Raw genomic sequence first — 16,646 nt, 5'->3', positions numbered from 1 at the left:
GAACCTTACAGTGTTAGATGATATCATGAACCTATGCACCTGTAAAGCATAAACTTACACTGTTAGATAAAAGGGCGGATAAGGATGAAAAAGCAGCAGCCTCAAATTTCGGAGGATAAGATTTTGGCAACCTCGTGGGAGCTTCTGGGAGAGGATGGCATCGAGAAATTCAGCATGAGGCGATTGGCCGACCGGCTGGGAATCCAGGCTCCCTCTCTGTACTGGTACTTCAAGAGCAAGCAGAATCTGTACCAGCGTCTGGCGAACCAGGTTTCGAGAATGATTCTGGAGGAGTTCCACTCCGACGGAGACTGGAAGGAGCAGCTGACGGATCTTGCGGCAACGGTACGGAATGTGCTCAGCCGGTATCCCTGCTCCACGCAGCTCATGATGATGACGCTGCCCCACGAACCGGACATCATCCGGTTCACCAACCGCATGCTGCTCTGCGTGGAATCGACGCCGCTTGAGCAGGAGCAGAAGATGCAGGTGGTTACTACGCTAGTTAACTATGTCTTCTACTTTGTTCTGGACAATTATCAGCATGAGCGCAATGTTTCCGCTGTCCTTAAAGAACAGGAAGTGCTTCCGGGCGAGGAGATGGCTGCGCTGCTTGACTCCATGAGCGAGACGGAAGCGGGGCTGTTCCGGAGGATGTTCACGAACGGGCTGTTCGAGCTGATGGGGACCGACCGGGCTTTTGAGTTCGGATTGAAGCTGATTTTGCTGGGGATCGAGCAGGTCATTGTGGAGCAGAAGAAGTAGAACGCCGTAGTTTCGAATGAGCGGAATTCGCCAAGCAACGGCAAATTTTATGATGCGAAGCCTTTTTGAGATCGATTGGAGAGGTGAACATGGGAAATACGGATAAGTTTGAAAGGATAGCGGGCACATATGACACGCCGGAGAGAATCCATATCGCTAAGGTATCATCGGATGCCATTCGTGAACATTTAGCTGACGCTAAAAGCAAGAATGCAATCGATTTTGGATGCGGCACCGGTCTTGTCGGCATGAATTTGCTGAACGATTTTCATTCCATGCTGTTTCTGGATGCTTCACCGAACATGATTAATCAAATCCAGCAAAAAATTTCCGATTCCAATCTTTCGAATGCACATACACTATGCTTTGATTTTGAAAAGAGTGAGTTATCGGATTTACGTGCGGATTATATTTTCATGGCTCAGGTGCTGCTTCATATCGAGGATTACGAATTCGTCCTATCCCGGTTATTTGACGTTCTCCATGAAGGAGGACATTTGCTTATCGTCGATTTCAATAAAAATGAACATATCGTTTCAGATCTCGTTCATAATGGATTCCATCAAGAGGAATTAATCGGCAAAATGACGAAAATGGGGTATGGAAACATTCAATCCAAAACTTTTTATGCCGGAGATAACTTGTTCATGGGACAAGATGCAACGATGTTTATACTTGATGCTCAAAAGTGACTTGCCGTGCAAGCAGTGCTGTGAGCCACACCGAAAGTACCCGCGTTTTTTTGGGAATAATGAGATGAAAAGGAGAGATGGAAATGTCCTATATCGTTGACTTCAATCATGTGTCCACGGTTGGTCTAGAGTCTTCACCTGTAGCCGACGCGCTTGCTGGTCTGCGTGCCAATGAGGCCCGTTACTTTATGAACAAATACAAGCATGAATTTACGGTTGTTCCGGCAAGCGAAAGCCGGGAGACGCTGGATTATGTGAACCGGATTTTAAAAGAGGAACGGGGTATCGAGTTTGCGGCCAAACCGTTGGAAACGTCGCGTTTCCAAGTGGAGAACATCAAATTTGCCTACGTCTTTTATGAGGACGGTCTTTCGATCAATGTTATGTATACCGTGGACGACCCTAAGAAAAGGGCGGTTGGCTTCAAGCTCTCAGAGGGGATGGACATACCGAAGGAGCTGGAAGAGAAGTTCAAGTTTGCCAGGCAGAAGTCTAAACTAGCGGGCACAATCCGGGGTTCGTTTTTCGTCATTAAGGGAGAATATTAAAGGTTCATGTCGTTCGGCATCCCACACGCAGCCAATGAGAAACAGTGGCATGTCCATGTGTGGAAGCCGTATTTCTCGTAACATCATCGGATAATCCATTCACGGTTAATTAAGAAGAGAGCAGCACGGAGCGGTAAGCACTCGTGCTGCTTTCGGTTTGATTCGCCTATTTCCACCAGGCCGACGATTGCGGAGCGCCGACAAGGACGGTTTGACCGAGCCTTGGCGTTGCGATCGCCACGCCTTGTTGGCTTGCTGCTGCAACGACACGCTCGATTGGATCGGTCCATTCGTGGAGAGCCAATGTAAAGGCGCCCCAGTGGATTGGAATCAGCAGATTCGCCTGCACATCAAGATGCGCCTGCACCGTCTGCTCCGGCATCATATGGATTGCTTCCCAGCTTGCATCGTACTGGCCGCATTCCATCATGGCAACGTCGAAAGGTCCGTACCGATCGCCGATTTCTTTAAAGTGGGGACCGTAACCGCTGTCTCCGCTGCAGAAGACGCTCTTGTGCCGACCTCTCACGACCCAGGAACACCAAAGAGTCGCATTTTGATCGACTCCGCGCCTGCCCGAGAAATGGCGCGCCGGCGTACAAGCGAGCTGCAGTCCTCCCAAGGCAGCGGTATCCCACCAACCGAGCTCCTCGATTTTGTCCGGATCTACGCCCCATCGAATTAAATGAGCCCTTACGCCGAGCGGTACGAAGAAGCGGCCGACCTTATCCTTGATCCGTTTGACGGTGCCGTAGTCGAGATGATCGTAGTGATCGTGGGTGATGAGTACGGCGTCCAGCGGCGGCAATTGCTCGGCATCCAGCGGCGGCCGACCGCTGAACCGTTTGCCTCCGAATAGCGGAAAGGGCGACGGTGCGCGGCCGAGCATCGGATCGACCAAGAGGGTCTGCCCCTCCATGTGCAGCAGAAACGTCGAATGTCCAAACCATACGATGCTCGTCTCATCGGAGCCCGTGAATTCAGCGGGATCGACCCGGTCGATCGGGAGTGCTGCAGCGGGCTTGCGATTATTCCCGCCTTTGATAAATTCCTTCGCCACGGCAATCATAGCAGCAGGACTGGCAGCGGTAGAGGTTGGAATGATGTTGTTGAATTTACGGCCGGAATATAAAGCTCCCTTTGCAACGAACGCCGAGCGCTCTTCACGGGATATCCGTCCGCCTAACGCCGGATAGAATAGAAACGTTACATAAAGGGCGGCAATGACGCCAAAAGGAATAATGAACCACCACAAGCTGCATACCACCTTCGCTCCAGCATTCTTCAGTAGAACGGCAACAGACCCATCCGCAAATTCCGCGACTCGCTTTAGCTTTCATGCTGCCGTCATGGGACTCTCTTCCGATTCGGGATGGTTTGAATCCGCCTTTGTTAGAACAACCTTATTCATCATAACCCTTCCGGCGAGAATTTGCGAAGCGGTCCTTTGCGTTCGTTCTTGGCTGGCCGAACCGCTTGGTTTCACAACAGCTTCAAACGCCATGGAAATAACCCTCAAGCTGTCTGGAAACTGCGATGCGGAGCAACTGCCGCCTCTAATCCAGCAAAGCCCATTTGTTACCGATGTCGAGTTTCAATGAATCCTCCGCGCCGAAAAAAGATCTTGGCAGAATGCCGGTTTTTCCGCTTGCACCTTACGCTGCGTCATGGTTCACAATAAAGATACCGGTAGAAAGCTAGCGCCAAAGAATGGAGAGGGGAATGAAGAGACAGTGGAAGACCGGGGATCTCGCCACTCTGACGGGGCTTACGGTTCGAACCTTGCGTTATTACGACCAGATCGGATTGTTCTCTCCATCGGGTCAGACGGAATCCGGCCACCGGCTGTACAGTGAGGCGGATCTGTCATATTTGCACCAGATCTTGTCGCTGAAGGAGCTGGGGCTGTCTCTGGAGGAGATCAAGTCCGCTCTCGGCGCCGGGTGGATCAGTCCACTTGAGATCGTCCAGCTGCAGATCGGCCGGATCAAGGAGCAGATTCAAATGCAGCAGAAACGATTAGAGCTGCTGGGACATGCATCCAAGCTTTTGCAAGGCAAGGCGCCATTGACGGTTGAAGATTTCACGAGCCTTCTGCAAGCGATGAAGACGGGATTCGAGAAGCCCGTCCTCGAGCGGCAGATGAGCTGGGAGCGTAATCTGGATCAGTTGGGGGACTTTCTTGCCGAGAAGCAGAGTGACGAAACCTAAGGAGGAAGAACAATGAACGAACGATTTGTGAAGCATGCGACCTTTGTCGTCGAGAGGACTTATGCCGCTTCGCCGGAGCGGGTGTATCAGGCTTGGTCGGACCCGGTTGCGAAAGCCCGATGGTTCTCAAAGCCGGACATCTTCGATTTTCGGGTTGGCGGGCGAGAGTACAGCAGGGGCGGGCCGCCGGAAGGGCCGATTTTCACCTTCGATGCGAGCTACCAGGAGCTGATTCCGGAGCGGCGCATAGTGTACACCTACACCATGGATTCGAACGATATACGGATCTCCGTCTCGATGACTACGGTCGAGCTTATCGAGGTGGATGACGGCACCAAGCTGATCTTCACCGAGCAAGGCGCGTTTCTTGACGGACACGATACGCCGGAAATACGGGAACATGGGACAACCATCATGCTGGACGCTTTGGGCAAGATATTCCAAGGAGAGGCGTAAGCATTTCGTACGGCCAGCCTAGCCGCTGCTGGAAGTCCGGACGCCGCCATCAAGGCGCGGGCCGCATCGGGAGCATCGCTTTCGAACCTGAAAGAGTCGAATGAGCGCGGGAAGCGAGCATCTACTGGAACAATCATCATCTGCTGCACATGGTCCGTACGATGAACGGGAGGCTGATGTGGCTGAACCTGCTGCTTCTCTTCTGGCTGTCTCTTATTCCATTCACGACAGCCTGGATGGGAGAAAGCCATTTTGCAGCCACTCCGACAGCGCTGTACGGGATTATTCTATCGCTGGCGGCGCTCTCCTACTGGCTTCTTCAGCGCGCGATTATGAACCAGCATGCCGGCGATTCCTCCTTTGTCATGCAGATGGGCAAAGACTGGAAAGGCAAGCTATCCCCTTTGCTCTACTTGCTCGCGGTCTTGACCGCATACGCGAGTCCGTGGATATCCGGCTTTTTTTTCGCGCTCGTCGCGGCGATCTGGTTCGTGCCGGACAAGCGAATCGAGCAGGCTTTGGGAGACCGCTGAGCGACGATCTTTAAATCTTGCTTGGGGCCGAGCTGTAACGATGTGTGTGTGGACCTGATTGCTTTCCAGCCGAACCGGCTTTGGAAAGCTTTTTTTCGTTGTTGAATGGCCTGCGCGTCTTGACGATCCGCTTCCGCTTGCTGAGGCTCCGGCGGCAGATTTAGGCTTAGGTCGCATTGCGGCGGGTCTTTGGTCGGGGGGGAATACTGCACCGGGGTCGGTTCTGCTGAAGATGGAGCCATTGCTATAGTTCTAAATAGATTTATACATAAAAAAAGGAGCTGTCATTCATGAACCCGAATTTCGACCATGCACCCGCTGCAGGCACAGACAGAGAGAGGGAGCGTATTCGACTTGCCAGAAGGGGACTTCTCGTCTTCTTCTCCATGCTCATCCCGCTCTCCACGCTCGGCTACATCCTGGCTTTGAAAATTCCGATCTTTGTCCTGTTCCTTATGTGGACGCCCGGCTTGTCCTCCATCCTCGCGCGTCTGCTGCTGCGTGAAGGCACAGCGGACATCTCCTTGAAGACAGGGGGGAGGCGGACGTGGAGGACATTGCCTTTTATTTTGTTGTTTCCTGCCGTCATCGGCCTGTTCGCCTACGGGACGGCTTGGATTGCGGGACTGGTGGATTTCGCGGCCCCGGATTTCTTCATCAAGGCTCCGCCTGCAATTGTTTTCATAGGGCTCTTGCTGCTGCAGATGGTTGCCGGCACGGCAGTCGGGCTGATCGGCAGCGTCGGAGAAGAGCTCGGCTGGCGCGGGTATATGCTTACTAGGCTGATCGACGCCCGCGTTCCGCGCCCGATGCTCGCCAGCGGGATGATTTGGGGGGTATGGCATCTTCCCGTGATGATTGCCGGGCTGTATTATTCCGGTCCCTACCCTGTGCTCTCCGTAATTTTATTCATGGTATCGGTCACCTCTTTCGGCTTCATCATCGGACGCCTGAGGCTGACAACCGGCAGCATATGGCCTGCGGTCTTCCTGCATGCATCCTGGAATGCCATCATTCAGGACGTCTTCGATGCCTCCTCCAAAGGCGGAAATGCGCTGCTCTGGACGGGAGAATCGGGAATTTTGGTCGCTATTGCCTTGCTGGCAGCGGCATGGTTCATGTCGAGGAGGCCAATGAGCTTAAGGCCGTTCTGAAGAGAGGCGATGTTTAGGTTCGCAGCGGAGCGGTCCGAAGCTTCAACCGCTGAGTCGGCCGCATCTTTTTCTGTCGAATCGGTTCGCAAGCGAAAAGCTGGTCTCGGTTCGGACATTTCAAAGAAGTGTCCGTCCGTCGATAACGGCTACACGAATTCCCGATAGTCGCCGCTCAGCATCGCCGTCAGCATGCGGTAGAACAAGCCGTAGTCGGCCTCCAGGCATACCTCGGCGCTCGTCCTTTCGCCGCCGCTCCATGCGGGGGTGTTTTCGGGAGCAGGCCGCGTGTCGACGGCGCTGAAGCCGCGGTTGCTCTCGCTATGGCACTCGATCTCGACATGGCAGCGCTGCGAGCGGAGCATCAGCTCCGGCCGGATGCACATGGCGATCGTGACCGAGTCGGGATGGGTCACGCCGTTCAAGCCGTTTGCGAGGTTGAAGGCGAGCGCTTTGCGGTTGACTTGGCGATAGAAGCGGGCGATCGGCGTATCGATGCGTTCGAGCTTGGCCAGATCCTCGCCGCCGACAAGGGCGTAGCGGCAGCAGATGTCCCATCCGATCATGACGATAGGGAAACCGGCTTGGAAAACCATTTGAGCGGCATCCGGATCGACATAGAAGTTGAACTCCGCCGTTGCCGTAATATTGCCCCGGAAGTGGCAGGAGCCGCCCATGACCCATACTTTTTTGATTTTATGGACAATAGAGGGATCGAGCATGTAGGCGACTGCCAGATTGGTCAGAGGACCGTGCGCGACCAGCTCCAGCTCTCCCGGATGCTCGTTGATCAGCCGGACGATGGCGTTTGCCGCATGCTCGTCCTCGGCCTTGAGCGCAGGCGGCGGGAAGCCGGAATCTCCCATGCCGTCCGCTCCATGAACGTATGCGGCCTGTACCAGCGGGCGGAGCAGAGGCCGATCGCAGCCCTGGAACACAGGCACCTTTCCGCCTTTCCCCGCCTGTTCCACGGTTGTCAGCGCATTGAGGGTGCATTGCTCGACGGGAATATTGCCCATTACGGTCGTGATCGCTTCTACGCTCACGCCGGGCCAGAGCATGCCGAACAGCAGGGAAGTGACGTCGTCGCCGGCAGTGTCGGTATCGATGATCAAGCGGAGGTTCGTATTCATGGATGGGTTCGTTCCTTCCTGTCGGTCGATAGGGTCGTCCTTGTTGTCCACTTAGTATACGGTGTCCTTTCAAACCGATTCAAGCGGCGAAGGCTTTCGGGGCAGCCTGTTGTTCGTTTGTTCCCGGCATGAATTGCTGGTACCCTTTGAATAGTGATTGATCCATCATTCGAGAAGCTGGTAAGGGAACTGATCTCCGCGTATGAGCAGATTCTATCTTCCCGCCGACAGGAGACGCTCCTTCAGATGCAGGCGCTGACGATGCGGGAGAAGCCGAGGACGGCCATGAAGGCAGGGCTTGGGGAAGTCCGCCGCTTGGTGCAGGAGGCGTTCCGCTCTGCGGGGATTCCGGACCCGGAAGATCGAACGATTCTTTTTTGGCTCGGGGAATGCTTTGCAACGTATCCATGGCTTTGAATATCCCGAAACGGATGAAGGGCTGAGCAATCGGCCCTTTCTTTCCTGAAAATTGTGATTGACCAATCACTAACAAAGCGGTATAGTGGATTCCATAGTTAGTGATTGATCAATCACAAATAAGGAGGAAGCGAAATGAACAAGGCCATTGTCATCGGAGCTGCTGGAGGAACGGGTGCGGCAGTCACCGAGGAGCTGATCCGGAGGGGGATCCCGGTCATTGCCTTTGGCCGTTCTCTTCGCAAGCTGAGCCGCCTGGCGGAGCAGCTCGGCAATCCCGCTGCACTGACGCTGGCGACGGGAGACGCCTTTTCTGCCGATGAGGTTGAAGCAGCGTCGAAGGAAGGGGATGTCCTCTTCCATTGCGCCAACGTTCCCTACCAGGATATGGCCGAGCGCTTGCTTCCGCTGGGGGAGGCTGTCATGGAGGCAGCGAATCGGCTGCGTCTGAAGGTCGTCGTCATGGACGGCATTTACCCTTACGGGAGGAGACAGTCCGAATGGGTGAGCGAGTCCCATCCTAAGGAGCCTCATACCCGCAAAGGGCGGATCAGGCTGATGTACGGACAAATGATATTCGACCGGCGGTGGGAACATGCCCGTCCCTTGATCGTTCGGCTGCCGGATTATTACGGACCGTCGGCGAACCAGGCTTCCTACCTGGGCTCTACGATGGAAGCCGTCGCGGCCGGCAAGCCGGCCCTGTTTATTGGGAACATGCATGTGCCCCGCGAATACGTGTATTTGCCGGACGCGGCCAAAATGACCGTCGAGCTTGCGCTCAGGGACGATGCCTACGGAGAAGAATGGAACCTGCCTGGCGGAGGAGAAATCACGGGCTCTGACATCGTCCGCATCGCCAGACTGGCGAGCGGCGTATCCAAGCCTGTCATCCCGCTCGGCCGGATTGGGCTGTCCTTGCTTGGACTATTCGTGCCGGCCATGAAGGAAGTGGTGGAAATGCTCTACCTGACCAAGGAGCCGCTGCGTCTCAGCGGGGAAAAGTATGCGAGACGAATCGGCCCGATCGCGGCCACGAGTTACGAGGAAGGCATCACGGCAACGATCGGCAGGCTCAAAGGAGCCAGTTCAGCGTCCCAGCCAATTCGTTTCAAGAGCATATCCCCTGGCAACACAAAGTAATCCTGGGTAATACAATCGTCCATATAATCGTTGAGGTGGACTTTCCTGGCGATGTTTCTAAGCCCTCCGCCGCTTTCTCAGCCGCTGCGTGAAGCGCTAATGTCAGAACGGATTCGGAAGCTGTACGCAGCTGCTAGTACGAACTGGATGTCGGGCTGCCCAATGTGCGCATAAATGCCTCTATAGAATCGGATAGCAACTCTGGATGCTTGAATCCGGCACTGGCAATGACGGCCTTGATATCGTGGACAAACTCCGCCATGCTGACTGTAGAGGCATTCCCGAACCGGCTCTCCTCGGCAATGTCCCCGGTCTGCCTGCCTGCAGCTTCCCGGAATTCCTGCACCCAATCCTTGCGGGCCGAAGCGGTCTTGGCGAACGATTGCAGGATGCTGTTCCAGTCTTTTCCGCCGGTTATCGCTTCTTGCAGCTTGTCCATCGTTTTCGGTTCGAATTTCTTCATCATATACGCCAAGTCGATATAATCGTCCGGAGCTCCAACAGGCCTTTGCGGCGGCGTTTCATAACGGATTTCATTCGTTTCAGGGTCTACGGTACGGGTTTTGGAGATCGCTCCGATTTGACGGATGGTCTGCATGAATTCAGCCGCATCGTTCTCCTTCATGTAGTTGTCCGCCATATACTTGGCTTGAGCAAAGCCTAATTCCGATAAAGCTGCCCGTTCCTCTTCTCCGGATACGTCGGTAATGAAATTGGATTGAATGATGCCGTATGCGGCCTCCCTCACCTCTGAGGGCTGACCGTCGAGAAGGCGATTCAGCGAATCATTGATTTGGGCGGTTCCAAAATAGATGGCCGAATGGTTCACCAGATCGGATGCCGCCAGTTCTCTGGCAGCCGGGCTGATCGCCACGGTATCCGTGTCATGCGACAGTTCGGGTATCGTGCCTGCGACCAAAGCCGGTTTATCGGCAGGCTGCTTGGAATTCAGGTACAAATTCACGTCATACGGGCTTGAGCTGTAGATCTTCATCCGACATGCACCCCTATCTCGATATTTATTCCGATTGTCCTCTACTTTTCTAATCTCGGATCGACATTCCATATTCTTAATATTAATGGACAAAAATAGAAATAAACTTTCCGTCTAGGCCTGCATTCATCTGCGGCCTTTTTGCGTTCATAGCCATGAAAGGCTTGGAATCGCCTTTCGCCAAAATAAAATGGGCCCCAATGAAAAATAGAGGGACCCTCAGTTGTATTCAAAGGGAAAGGGGGTGCGGATGTGCACCATTCATTTGAGCTCAATGAATCTGTGCGGCGGGCCTTGGACTTATATTCGCAAAGCTTGATTAAAATCGCCTTTGCCTATTTGAAAAATATAGCGGATGCAGAAGAAGTGGCGCAGGAAGTGTTTCTCGCCTATTTGCAAAAGCGCCCTGTATTCGAAAGCGGCGAGCATGAAAAAGCGTGGCTGATTCGAACCGCGATCAATAAAAGCAAAAATATGCTTAAAACGGGATGGTTCAGGAGCAGAAATCCGGTTCCGGAAAACCTGAGCTATCTCCCAAAGGAAGAAAACGAGATTTTGCAGGCGGTGCTCGCCTTGGACAAGAAATATCGGATCCCGATTCACTTGCACTATTATGAGGGGTATTCGATCCAGGAAATTGCCGTCATTATGCAGTCGAAATCCGCAACGGTAGGTACATGGCTGGCAAGAGGACGCTCCCTCTTGAAAGAGAAGATTGGAGGCCTGGAAGATGAAAAAATCGGTTTATAAATCGGCTATGTCCGGTGTGAAGACGAGCGAGAATTTTAATGAAGCCACGTATGAGAAGCTGATGCGGGAAATGGATAGGACCACGAAAGCCAAGGAGAACATTCAAAAAGGGGAGCTGCACATGGAAAAAGCGAAGAAAAGAAAGGCAGCAGGCTGGGCCGTTGGAATCGCGGCGTGCGCGGCGTTGTCGGTCGGCATCCTGACGATGAACCAACCGGCCCCAACGACTGCCCCCGAGCCCACGCAGGTTGCAACTAAGCCTCCTGTCATGGGGAAAGTCGCCGTCAATATCGATGGTGTCATCTCCGAAGTGAGCGCTGACGGCAAAAGCTTCAAAATAGGCGACCTGTGGGTAACGGTAACGGATCAAACCAAGCTGGGCATCGACGGTCCAACGGCCGCCAAGCCATCGGAAGAGCTGCTGCAGAAGGAATTTAAAGTCGGGAATGCCGTGTCCGGCTATACTTCACAGGATGTCGGCGCCGGTAAGGTGACGGCTGATGTGATCTACAACAATATAGCCCCGCAACATTAACTCCTTAGTTGGCAGAATAGACGCTGATGGGCGGCAACTTGCCGGGATGGGAAGGGCTAATTCATTCAGGTTCTTCTTCCGATATTGGGTTGGAAACCCAATTTCAACTTTAATTAGGAGAGGTTCCTATGTCGTCTATTTCCGCTGTGCCGAAAACGGATAGAGGGTCGAATAAAATCACTTCAAGCCCCGCACAGGATAAGGAAATCCAGCAGCTCAATAAACAAAGGGCAAAAATACAGGAAGAGCTGGCCAGCGTCAGCAGCAACAAAGAGATGGATTCCAAGCTGAAAATGGAGCGGGTAAAGTCGCTGACAAGCGGCATGCAGCAAATTGACTCCAGAATTTCTGAAATCAGGATGGAGAATCTGAAGAGGAGCGCTCCTGAAACACGGTCGCCTGAACCGGCTTCTCCTCCGGCCAAAACGGCCCATGATCCACACCTTGCCGTTATTATCGAGAAGAGCTCTTCTCTGACCGAGTTGAACAAATCGGTTGGGTTGCGAGCCAAGATGGGCGGTGAAATCAAAACCTTGGAGGGCGGAGTCCGATCCGACCGCACCATGCTGGAGGCGGGTCCCTCGGATGACGGGGGAAGATCGGCAATGCTCCAGAATGCGGAAGAAACCGTCTATAAGATGAAGCGGGAAATGGTGCAGGAAATACATTCTCAGATCCATGTCGTGGATAAAAAAATGGATGAGCTTATTTCCGAGATCAATGACATCTCCAATAGCAGCGAGGACAACATGAATTCGAATGGCGCGGTCCTTCCGGAAGATGAAGACGAGAACGGCAGCCCTTCGAAATCCAAGGAGCTGCAGGCTGCCGACGTTGGTTCTGCCGGCTCGCTGCGCCCGGCAGCAGCTTCCATCGATATCCGAGTATAAGCCATGAATGCCCAGGAAGCCCGACGATCAGGCTGAGCCTCAAAAAACCGTTCCGGCAAGCCGGAACGGCTTTTTGCTGCGGGTGTCCGATCAGCTCGGCAGCCGTCCGGATTCCGGCGTCTCCCGCGGCCGTCCGCGCTCCATCCGCAGCGACATGACGAAGCAGAGCAGCAGGACAATGCTGGCGAGCGTATACGGATAATGAATATTCACATCGAACAGCACTCCGGCGATGATCGGTCCGGCAATGTTGCCGAGGCTGGTGAACGCTGAATTCAAGCCGGCCACGTAGCCCTGCTCGTTTTTGGCGAGCAGGGACATCTGGGTGCTGATGGCGGGCCGCAGGATGTCGATCGCCAGAAAGACGATGAACGTCACGGCGAAGATGAGCCAGAACGTATGCACGAACAAGGTCATCAGGATAAAGAAGCCGGCAAACAGAAGACAGGTGGTAATGACGCGCTTCTCGCCGAATCGATTCAGAATCCGGCCGAAGGCCGTAACCTGGACGACGGCGCCGGCGATGGAGCCGAACGTGATGATGAAGGCGATGTCCTTCGGCCCGAAACCGAACTGCTGGTCCACGAACAGGCCGAACACCGTTTCGAAGTTGGCGAGTCCGAACGACAAGGTGAACACGATGATCAGACTGAGAAAATAAGACTCGCGATGCGCCGTCACGAGCTGGGCGGCCAAGCCCTTCTGCGGATTGCCCGAAGAAGGGGCTGCATCGGTAGGCGCCTCGGCCTCGGCAGCCGGATTGGATTCCTGCAGGACGAAAAAGGTGAGGCAAGCGGCGGCGAGTCCCGCTGCGGCTGCGGCATAGAAAGGAACGCGCAGGCCGAACTCGGCGATGTAGCCGCCGATTCCGGGCCCGATAATGAAGCCGGTCGTAATGGCCGCGTTGATGTAGCCCATCCCGGCTGCGCGCTCTTCGCGAGTCGTGACATCCGCCGCATAGGCCATGACCGCCGGCATGATCAAGGCGGCGCTGACGCCGCCGAGCAGCCGGGAGGCGAACAGCAGCCATGGCTGCTCGGCCAGGCCGAACAAAGCCTCCGACACGGCGAACACCGTCATGCCGGCGACGATCATCCTTTTGCGGCCGAACGCATCGGCCAGGCGGCCCGCCAGCGGCGAGAACAGCAGCTGGGTGAGCGAGAAGGCGGCTACAAGCAGCCCGACCATGCTGCCCGTGATGCCAAGCAGCTCCATGAACTTCGGCATGATCGGAATGACGAGGCCGATTCCCGTAAACACTAAAAACAGATTGAGCATAAGGAGCAGGATAGCTCCGCGTTTCTTCAGCAATAGAGTCATGATGTTGATCCCCCTGTGTAAGTGCGCTTGAATCCTGAATATTCGTTCTAGATTATGGCGAAAAAAAGGCGGCTAACGGGCCGCCTTGGCGATGCCGTGCAAGAGCATCTCCATAGCTGTTCGATACGCCGCAAGCGCTTCGTCGCGCTGCATCCGCCGGGTATGCTGGCTGAGGCCGTACAGCAGGCTGTCCAGAATCATGGCCGCGGCACCCACGTCCGCGACGGCAAATTCTCCGCTGTCGATTCCTTTCTGAAGCAGCTGGCGGTTGAAGAGAAGATACCCCTGGACGATCTCGTTCATCCGTTCTTCCACATCCGATGTTTTGTCCGAAAGGTTGAAAAATTCGTCGACGGCTTTGGCCAGCGGGTGGTTCCACTGATCGAGAGCCAGATGCTCGGCCATCCCGTACAGCTTCTCGATTGCGGTCTCGTAGCGGTGCTCCTGCGCCAGCCATGTTTCTTCCCATTCCAGGTTCCATTCATCCAGCAGATGGAGAATAAGGCCTTCCTTGTTCTTGAAATGGTAATAGATGTTGCCGGCGCTGCAGCCGGTCGCCTTGACGATCTCGTCGATCGACGTGGCCTTGTATCCTTTTTGAATGAACAGCGTCCGCGCTGCTTCGGCGATCTTTTTCTTGGTCTGCTCGGTCTGCTGCTGCTTTTTGTTCATCGCGGCGTCACCTCGATTCGGGCGGTGAAATAATACTGAACATTTATTCAGTATTATAGAAGAATAGGCGCACAGGTTCAACCCTAGGATGCCGATTCCGCTCCTGGTATATTCCGGCCGATGGCGGCGGGATGGGCGAACCGTGGCAGGTGGGGTGGATATCAGGGCCAGACGGGAGAAGGATGCACAGGCGCAGGCGAAAAAAAGCCGAAGCGGTCAAGCCGCTTCGGCTTCTCCTCCTCAATTACAGGGTCAGCCCGCCGTCGGCAAGCACGATCGAGCCGGTCATGTAGCTGGCGCGGTCGGAGGCGAGGAAGCAGACGACCTCTGCCAGCTCCTCCGGCTGGGCGTAGCGTCCCATCCGCATGTTGGCGACTTCCTCCGGCACGTAGCCGCCGGACATGAACGCCTGCTCCACGCCCTTCGTCAGCGCCGTCTCGACTCCGCCCGGGCAGATGCCGTTGACGCGGATGCCCTTCTTCACGTATTCCATCGCCGCGCCTTTTGTCAGGCCGACGACCGCATGCTTGCTGGCGGAATACGCCGAAGCGCTGTGCTCGCTTTTTACGCCTGCGGTGGAGGCGGTATTGATGATTGCGCCGCTCTCCTGCTTCTCCATGACCTGGAGGACGTATTTCAGGCCGAGGAATACGCCGCGCACGTTCACGCTCATGATCCGGTCGAACTCGCTCTCCTCGATATCCGCCAGCTTGGAAAACTTCTGCACGACGCCTGCGTTGTTGAAGAACACGTCGATGCGGCCGAAGGCGTCCAGAGCCGCCTGCACATAGCGCCGGACGTCCTCGGCTTTCGACACGTCGGCCTGCACGAAGACCGCTTCGCCGCCTTGCTCCTGAATGAGGCGCACCGTCTCCCGGCCTGTCGCCTCGTTGAAGTCGACGACGACGAGCTTCGCTCCGCAGCCTGCCATCTTCAGGCTGGTGGCGCGGCCGATGCCGCTTCCCGCTCCCGTAACAACCGCAATTTTATGGTCCAACATATGCGTTCATTCCTTTCCGGAGTGTAGTTCCATCGGTTCTGCCTCTATAGTGTAAGGCGCTTACATGGACGATAATTGTAGTTTTCTCCGATTTGTAGTATTTTCTACTCATTCTATTGGCTGAGATTCTCGGGAGGTGGACGCACGCATGAACAAGCTGCCGGAGCTGGCCGTTTTTGGCCGGCTTCTCCATGATGCTCTGGGGGTGCCGGTTTTTGTCATCCATCCGGGGAGGAGGATCGAAGCCGAATACGCCGGCGATCCGCTTCGGACAAACCCTTATTTCGCTTCCTTCGTCCGCGAACAGGTATCCGGCTACGAATACGCGCTGTATGCCGCCGACCAGCCGGTCCACTTCACCCGCTCCCGGCTGCAATATTTCTTCGTGAACGCGCTCGACGAGGAACGCCTGGCCGGCACGCTCGTGCTCGGCCCTATCGTGCAGGAGCGCCCCCATGACGGCCTGTGGAGCGAAGAGCTGGAGAATCTCCATGCGGCCAACCGCCGTCCGCTGCTCGACTTGTACGAGGAGGTGCCGCTCCTGCCTCCGGATCGCGCCCGCGCGCTCAGCCTGATGGTCCACTATGCCATCCGCCGGCAGTCTGTCGACCCGGCCGCAAGCCTGCTGGCCGACTTTCCCTTGCAGGAGCCGGCCGCCTCCAAGGGAGAGTCGGATGCAGAGCTGTCGCGCGGCCGCCGCAGCGGGCTGCTGCATGCGAATCTGGCTCATGAGCGCGTCCTGCTGCATTATGTGCGGACCGGGGAGAGGGAGCGGATGCGCACCTTCGCGATGGAATTCATCATCGGCGAGGATGAGTTCGGCGTGCTGGCCAAGCGCAGCCGGCTCCGCAGCGAAAAGAACCTGATGATTACAGGCATCGCCCTTATTTGCCGGGCTGCGGTCGAGGGCGGCCTGCATGAGGAGGACGCGTTCACGCTCAGCGACTACTACATCCAGCAGCTGGAGGAGATGGGCTCGCTGCAGGAGGTCGGAGCCGTCATGACGAAGGCGCTGTTCGACTTCGTCGACCGGGTGGCTCAGGTGCGCCGGGGCCATTACTCGCCTTCCGTGCAGGACTGCCTGCATGAGATCGCAAGCCAGCTGTACGGCGATCTGTCGCTGGGCCGTCTCGCCGAGCGCGTCCATCTCAGCCCCAATTACCTGTCCGGGCTGTTCAAGAAGGAGGTCGGCCTCACCCTCTCCGAGTACATCCAGCGCGAGCGGATCGGGGAAGCCAAAAAGCTTCTGGCCCTGACCGACTATCCGGTCGCCGACATCGCCGCGTGGCTGAGCTTTCACGACCAGAGCTATTTCATCAAGGTGTTCAAGAAATGGGAAGGGACGACCCCGCGCGCCTACCGTCGCTCGGAACGGCGGCCGATGCGAAAGCTTCATTAGAGCCGCTCCCGCCCCAAGGGGCATGATCGCCTTTCGT

19 protein-coding genes and 1 pseudogene are annotated in these 16,646 nt (G+C 55.4%); 14 read left to right on the top strand and 6 right to left on the bottom strand.

Going from position 1 to position 16,646, the window contains the following annotated elements; genetic code table 11:
- Positions 1-84: 84 nt before the first annotated feature.
- The 3 genes from PHU01S_RS09685 (at position 85) to PHU01S_RS09675 (ending at position 2,005) form a co-directional block, all read left to right on the top strand.
- Complete coding sequence (locus PHU01S_RS09685; RefSeq protein ID WP_127507372.1) at positions 85-765, top strand: TetR/AcrR family transcriptional regulator; 681 nt, start codon at positions 85-87, stop codon at positions 763-765.
- Between the two features lie 89 nt (positions 766-854).
- A complete protein-coding gene (locus tag PHU01S_RS09680) occupies positions 855-1,457 on the top strand; it encodes a class I SAM-dependent methyltransferase (protein ID WP_127507370.1) in 603 nt (200 codons plus the stop codon).
- Positions 1,458-1,540: 83 nt separating this feature from the next.
- Positions 1,541-2,005, top strand: a complete 465-nt coding sequence (locus tag PHU01S_RS09675; RefSeq protein WP_048745110.1) for a DUF8821 family protein — start codon at positions 1,541-1,543, stop codon at positions 2,003-2,005.
- Positions 2,006-2,171: 166 nt separating this feature from the next.
- Here the strand turns inward: PHU01S_RS09675 and PHU01S_RS09670 are convergent, their stop codons facing one another.
- Positions 2,172-3,260 (bottom strand): MBL fold metallo-hydrolase, encoded by a 1,089-nt coding sequence (locus PHU01S_RS09670; RefSeq protein ID WP_048745111.1) that lies wholly within the window; start codon positions 3,258-3,260, stop codon positions 2,172-2,174.
- Here PHU01S_RS09670 and PHU01S_RS26280 point away from each other — a divergent pair.
- From PHU01S_RS26280 to PHU01S_RS09645, 5 genes and pseudogenes are all read left to right on the top strand, one after another.
- On the top strand, positions 3,247-3,606 hold the full coding sequence (locus tag PHU01S_RS26280; RefSeq protein ID WP_127507368.1) for a hypothetical protein: 360 nt from the start codon (positions 3,247-3,249) through the stop codon (positions 3,604-3,606). The genes PHU01S_RS09670 and PHU01S_RS26280 overlap by 14 nt on opposite strands.
- Positions 3,607-3,727: 121 nt before the next feature.
- On the top strand, positions 3,728-4,216 hold the full coding sequence (locus PHU01S_RS09660) for a MerR family transcriptional regulator (protein ID WP_127507366.1): 489 nt from the start codon (positions 3,728-3,730) through the stop codon (positions 4,214-4,216).
- A gap of 12 nt (positions 4,217-4,228) precedes the next feature.
- Positions 4,229-4,672 (top strand): SRPBCC family protein, encoded by a 444-nt coding sequence (locus tag PHU01S_RS09655; RefSeq protein WP_021878138.1) that lies wholly within the window; start codon positions 4,229-4,231, stop codon positions 4,670-4,672.
- Positions 4,673-4,791: 119 nt separating this feature from the next.
- Positions 4,792-5,205, top strand: a pseudogene (locus PHU01S_RS09650) (TMEM175 family protein); the annotation flags it as partial.
- A 290-nt stretch (positions 5,206-5,495) separates the two neighbouring features.
- Positions 5,496-6,359 carry a type II CAAX endopeptidase family protein gene (locus PHU01S_RS09645; protein ID WP_127507364.1) on the top strand — a complete coding sequence of 288 codons (864 nt, stop codon included), beginning with the start codon at positions 5,496-5,498 and terminating at the stop codon, positions 6,357-6,359.
- Positions 6,360-6,505: 146 nt separating this feature from the next.
- Here PHU01S_RS09645 and PHU01S_RS09640 read toward each other — a convergent pair whose 3' ends face one another.
- Entirely contained in the window at positions 6,506-7,489 is a 984-nt protein-coding gene (locus PHU01S_RS09640; RefSeq protein ID WP_048743552.1) for a nucleoside hydrolase, read from the bottom strand.
- 153 nt (positions 7,490-7,642) lie between these two features.
- On the opposite strand from PHU01S_RS09640, the gene PHU01S_RS26275 reads away from it, so the two are divergent.
- Both PHU01S_RS26275 and PHU01S_RS09630 read left to right on the top strand, forming a co-directional pair.
- Positions 7,643-7,906, top strand: a complete 264-nt coding sequence (locus PHU01S_RS26275) for a hypothetical protein (protein WP_127507362.1) — start codon at positions 7,643-7,645, stop codon at positions 7,904-7,906.
- 135 nt (positions 7,907-8,041) lie between these two features.
- The gene (locus tag PHU01S_RS09630; protein ID WP_127507359.1) at positions 8,042-9,049 is read left to right on the top strand and encodes an SDR family NAD(P)-dependent oxidoreductase; all 1,008 of its coding nucleotides are present in this window, start codon (positions 8,042-8,044) and stop codon (positions 9,047-9,049) included.
- 133 nt (positions 9,050-9,182) lie between these two features.
- Here the strand turns inward: PHU01S_RS09630 and PHU01S_RS09625 are convergent, their stop codons facing one another.
- Positions 9,183-10,043: a hypothetical protein gene (locus PHU01S_RS09625; RefSeq protein ID WP_127507358.1), complete on the bottom strand. Its 861-nt coding sequence runs from the start codon at positions 10,041-10,043 to the stop codon at positions 9,183-9,185.
- A 252-nt stretch (positions 10,044-10,295) separates the two neighbouring features.
- On the opposite strand from PHU01S_RS09625, the gene PHU01S_RS09620 reads away from it, so the two are divergent.
- The 3 genes from PHU01S_RS09620 (at position 10,296) to PHU01S_RS09610 (ending at position 12,218) form a co-directional block, all read left to right on the top strand.
- On the top strand, positions 10,296-10,793 hold the full coding sequence (locus PHU01S_RS09620) for an RNA polymerase sigma factor (protein WP_048743549.1): 498 nt from the start codon (positions 10,296-10,298) through the stop codon (positions 10,791-10,793).
- Positions 10,774-11,328 (top strand): hypothetical protein, encoded by a 555-nt coding sequence (locus PHU01S_RS09615; protein ID WP_127507356.1) that lies wholly within the window; start codon positions 10,774-10,776, stop codon positions 11,326-11,328. Before PHU01S_RS09620 ends, PHU01S_RS09615 begins: the two co-directional genes overlap by 20 nt.
- Before the next feature lie 128 nt (positions 11,329-11,456).
- Entirely contained in the window at positions 11,457-12,218 is a 762-nt protein-coding gene (locus tag PHU01S_RS09610) for a FlxA-like family protein (RefSeq protein ID WP_127507354.1), read from the top strand.
- Between the two features lie 90 nt (positions 12,219-12,308).
- Here PHU01S_RS09610 and PHU01S_RS09605 read toward each other — a convergent pair whose 3' ends face one another.
- The 3 genes from PHU01S_RS09605 to PHU01S_RS09595 form a co-directional block, all read right to left on the bottom strand.
- On the bottom strand, positions 12,309-13,538 hold the full coding sequence (locus PHU01S_RS09605) for an MFS transporter (RefSeq protein WP_048743545.1): 1,230 nt from the start codon (positions 13,536-13,538) through the stop codon (positions 12,309-12,311).
- Positions 13,539-13,610: 72 nt separating this feature from the next.
- Complete coding sequence (locus tag PHU01S_RS09600) at positions 13,611-14,210, bottom strand: TetR/AcrR family transcriptional regulator (RefSeq protein ID WP_048743543.1); 600 nt, start codon at positions 14,208-14,210, stop codon at positions 13,611-13,613.
- A gap of 244 nt (positions 14,211-14,454) precedes the next feature.
- Positions 14,455-15,210, bottom strand: coding sequence for an SDR family NAD(P)-dependent oxidoreductase (locus tag PHU01S_RS09595; RefSeq protein WP_021878151.1), 756 nt, complete (start codon positions 15,208-15,210; stop codon positions 14,455-14,457).
- 148 nt (positions 15,211-15,358) lie between these two features.
- Between PHU01S_RS09595 and PHU01S_RS09590 the strand changes: the two genes are divergently transcribed.
- Positions 15,359-16,609 (top strand): helix-turn-helix domain-containing protein, encoded by a 1,251-nt coding sequence (locus PHU01S_RS09590; protein ID WP_127507352.1) that lies wholly within the window; start codon positions 15,359-15,361, stop codon positions 16,607-16,609.
- The last annotated feature ends 37 nt before the right edge of the window (positions 16,610-16,646 follow it).

The organism is Paenibacillus humicus NBRC 102415 (genome assembly GCF_004000905.1).
Lineage (GTDB): Bacteria > Bacillota > Bacilli > Paenibacillales > Paenibacillaceae > Paenibacillus_O > Paenibacillus_O humicus.
This window is presented reverse-complemented; position numbering and strand designations above follow the sequence as displayed.

Bases quoted from the DNA above. Each gene is read 5' to 3' on its own strand.
- PHU01S_RS09685 (WP_127507372.1), top strand. From the start codon at position 85: ATGAAAAAGCAGCAGCCTCAAATTTCGGAGGATAAGATTTTGGCAACC.
- PHU01S_RS09680 (WP_127507370.1), top strand. From the start codon at position 855: ATGGGAAATACGGATAAGTTTGAAAGGATAGCGGGCACATATGACACG.
- PHU01S_RS09675 (WP_048745110.1), top strand. From the start codon at position 1,541: ATGTCCTATATCGTTGACTTCAATCATGTGTCCACGGTTGGTCTAGAG.
- PHU01S_RS26280 (WP_127507368.1), top strand. From the start codon at position 3,247: ATGAACCACCACAAGCTGCATACCACCTTCGCTCCAGCATTCTTCAGT.
- PHU01S_RS09660 (WP_127507366.1), top strand. From the start codon at position 3,728: ATGAAGAGACAGTGGAAGACCGGGGATCTCGCCACTCTGACGGGGCTT.
- PHU01S_RS09655 (WP_021878138.1), top strand. From the start codon at position 4,229: ATGAACGAACGATTTGTGAAGCATGCGACCTTTGTCGTCGAGAGGACT.
- PHU01S_RS09645 (WP_127507364.1), top strand. From the start codon at position 5,496: ATGAACCCGAATTTCGACCATGCACCCGCTGCAGGCACAGACAGAGAG.
- PHU01S_RS09640 (WP_048743552.1), bottom strand. From the start codon at position 7,489: ATGAATACGAACCTCCGCTTGATCATCGATACCGACACTGCCGGCGAC.
- PHU01S_RS09630 (WP_127507359.1), top strand. From the start codon at position 8,042: ATGAACAAGGCCATTGTCATCGGAGCTGCTGGAGGAACGGGTGCGGCA.
- PHU01S_RS09625 (WP_127507358.1), bottom strand. From the start codon at position 10,043: ATGAAGATCTACAGCTCAAGCCCGTATGACGTGAATTTGTACCTGAAT.
- PHU01S_RS09615 (WP_127507356.1), top strand. From the start codon at position 10,774: ATGAAAAAATCGGTTTATAAATCGGCTATGTCCGGTGTGAAGACGAGC.
- PHU01S_RS09610 (WP_127507354.1), top strand. From the start codon at position 11,457: ATGTCGTCTATTTCCGCTGTGCCGAAAACGGATAGAGGGTCGAATAAA.
- PHU01S_RS09605 (WP_048743545.1), bottom strand. From the start codon at position 13,538: ATGACTCTATTGCTGAAGAAACGCGGAGCTATCCTGCTCCTTATGCTC.
- PHU01S_RS09600 (WP_048743543.1), bottom strand. From the start codon at position 14,210: ATGAACAAAAAGCAGCAGCAGACCGAGCAGACCAAGAAAAAGATCGCC.
- PHU01S_RS09595 (WP_021878151.1), bottom strand. From the start codon at position 15,210: ATGTTGGACCATAAAATTGCGGTTGTTACGGGAGCGGGAAGCGGCATC.
- PHU01S_RS09590 (WP_127507352.1), top strand. From the start codon at position 15,359: ATGAACAAGCTGCCGGAGCTGGCCGTTTTTGGCCGGCTTCTCCATGAT.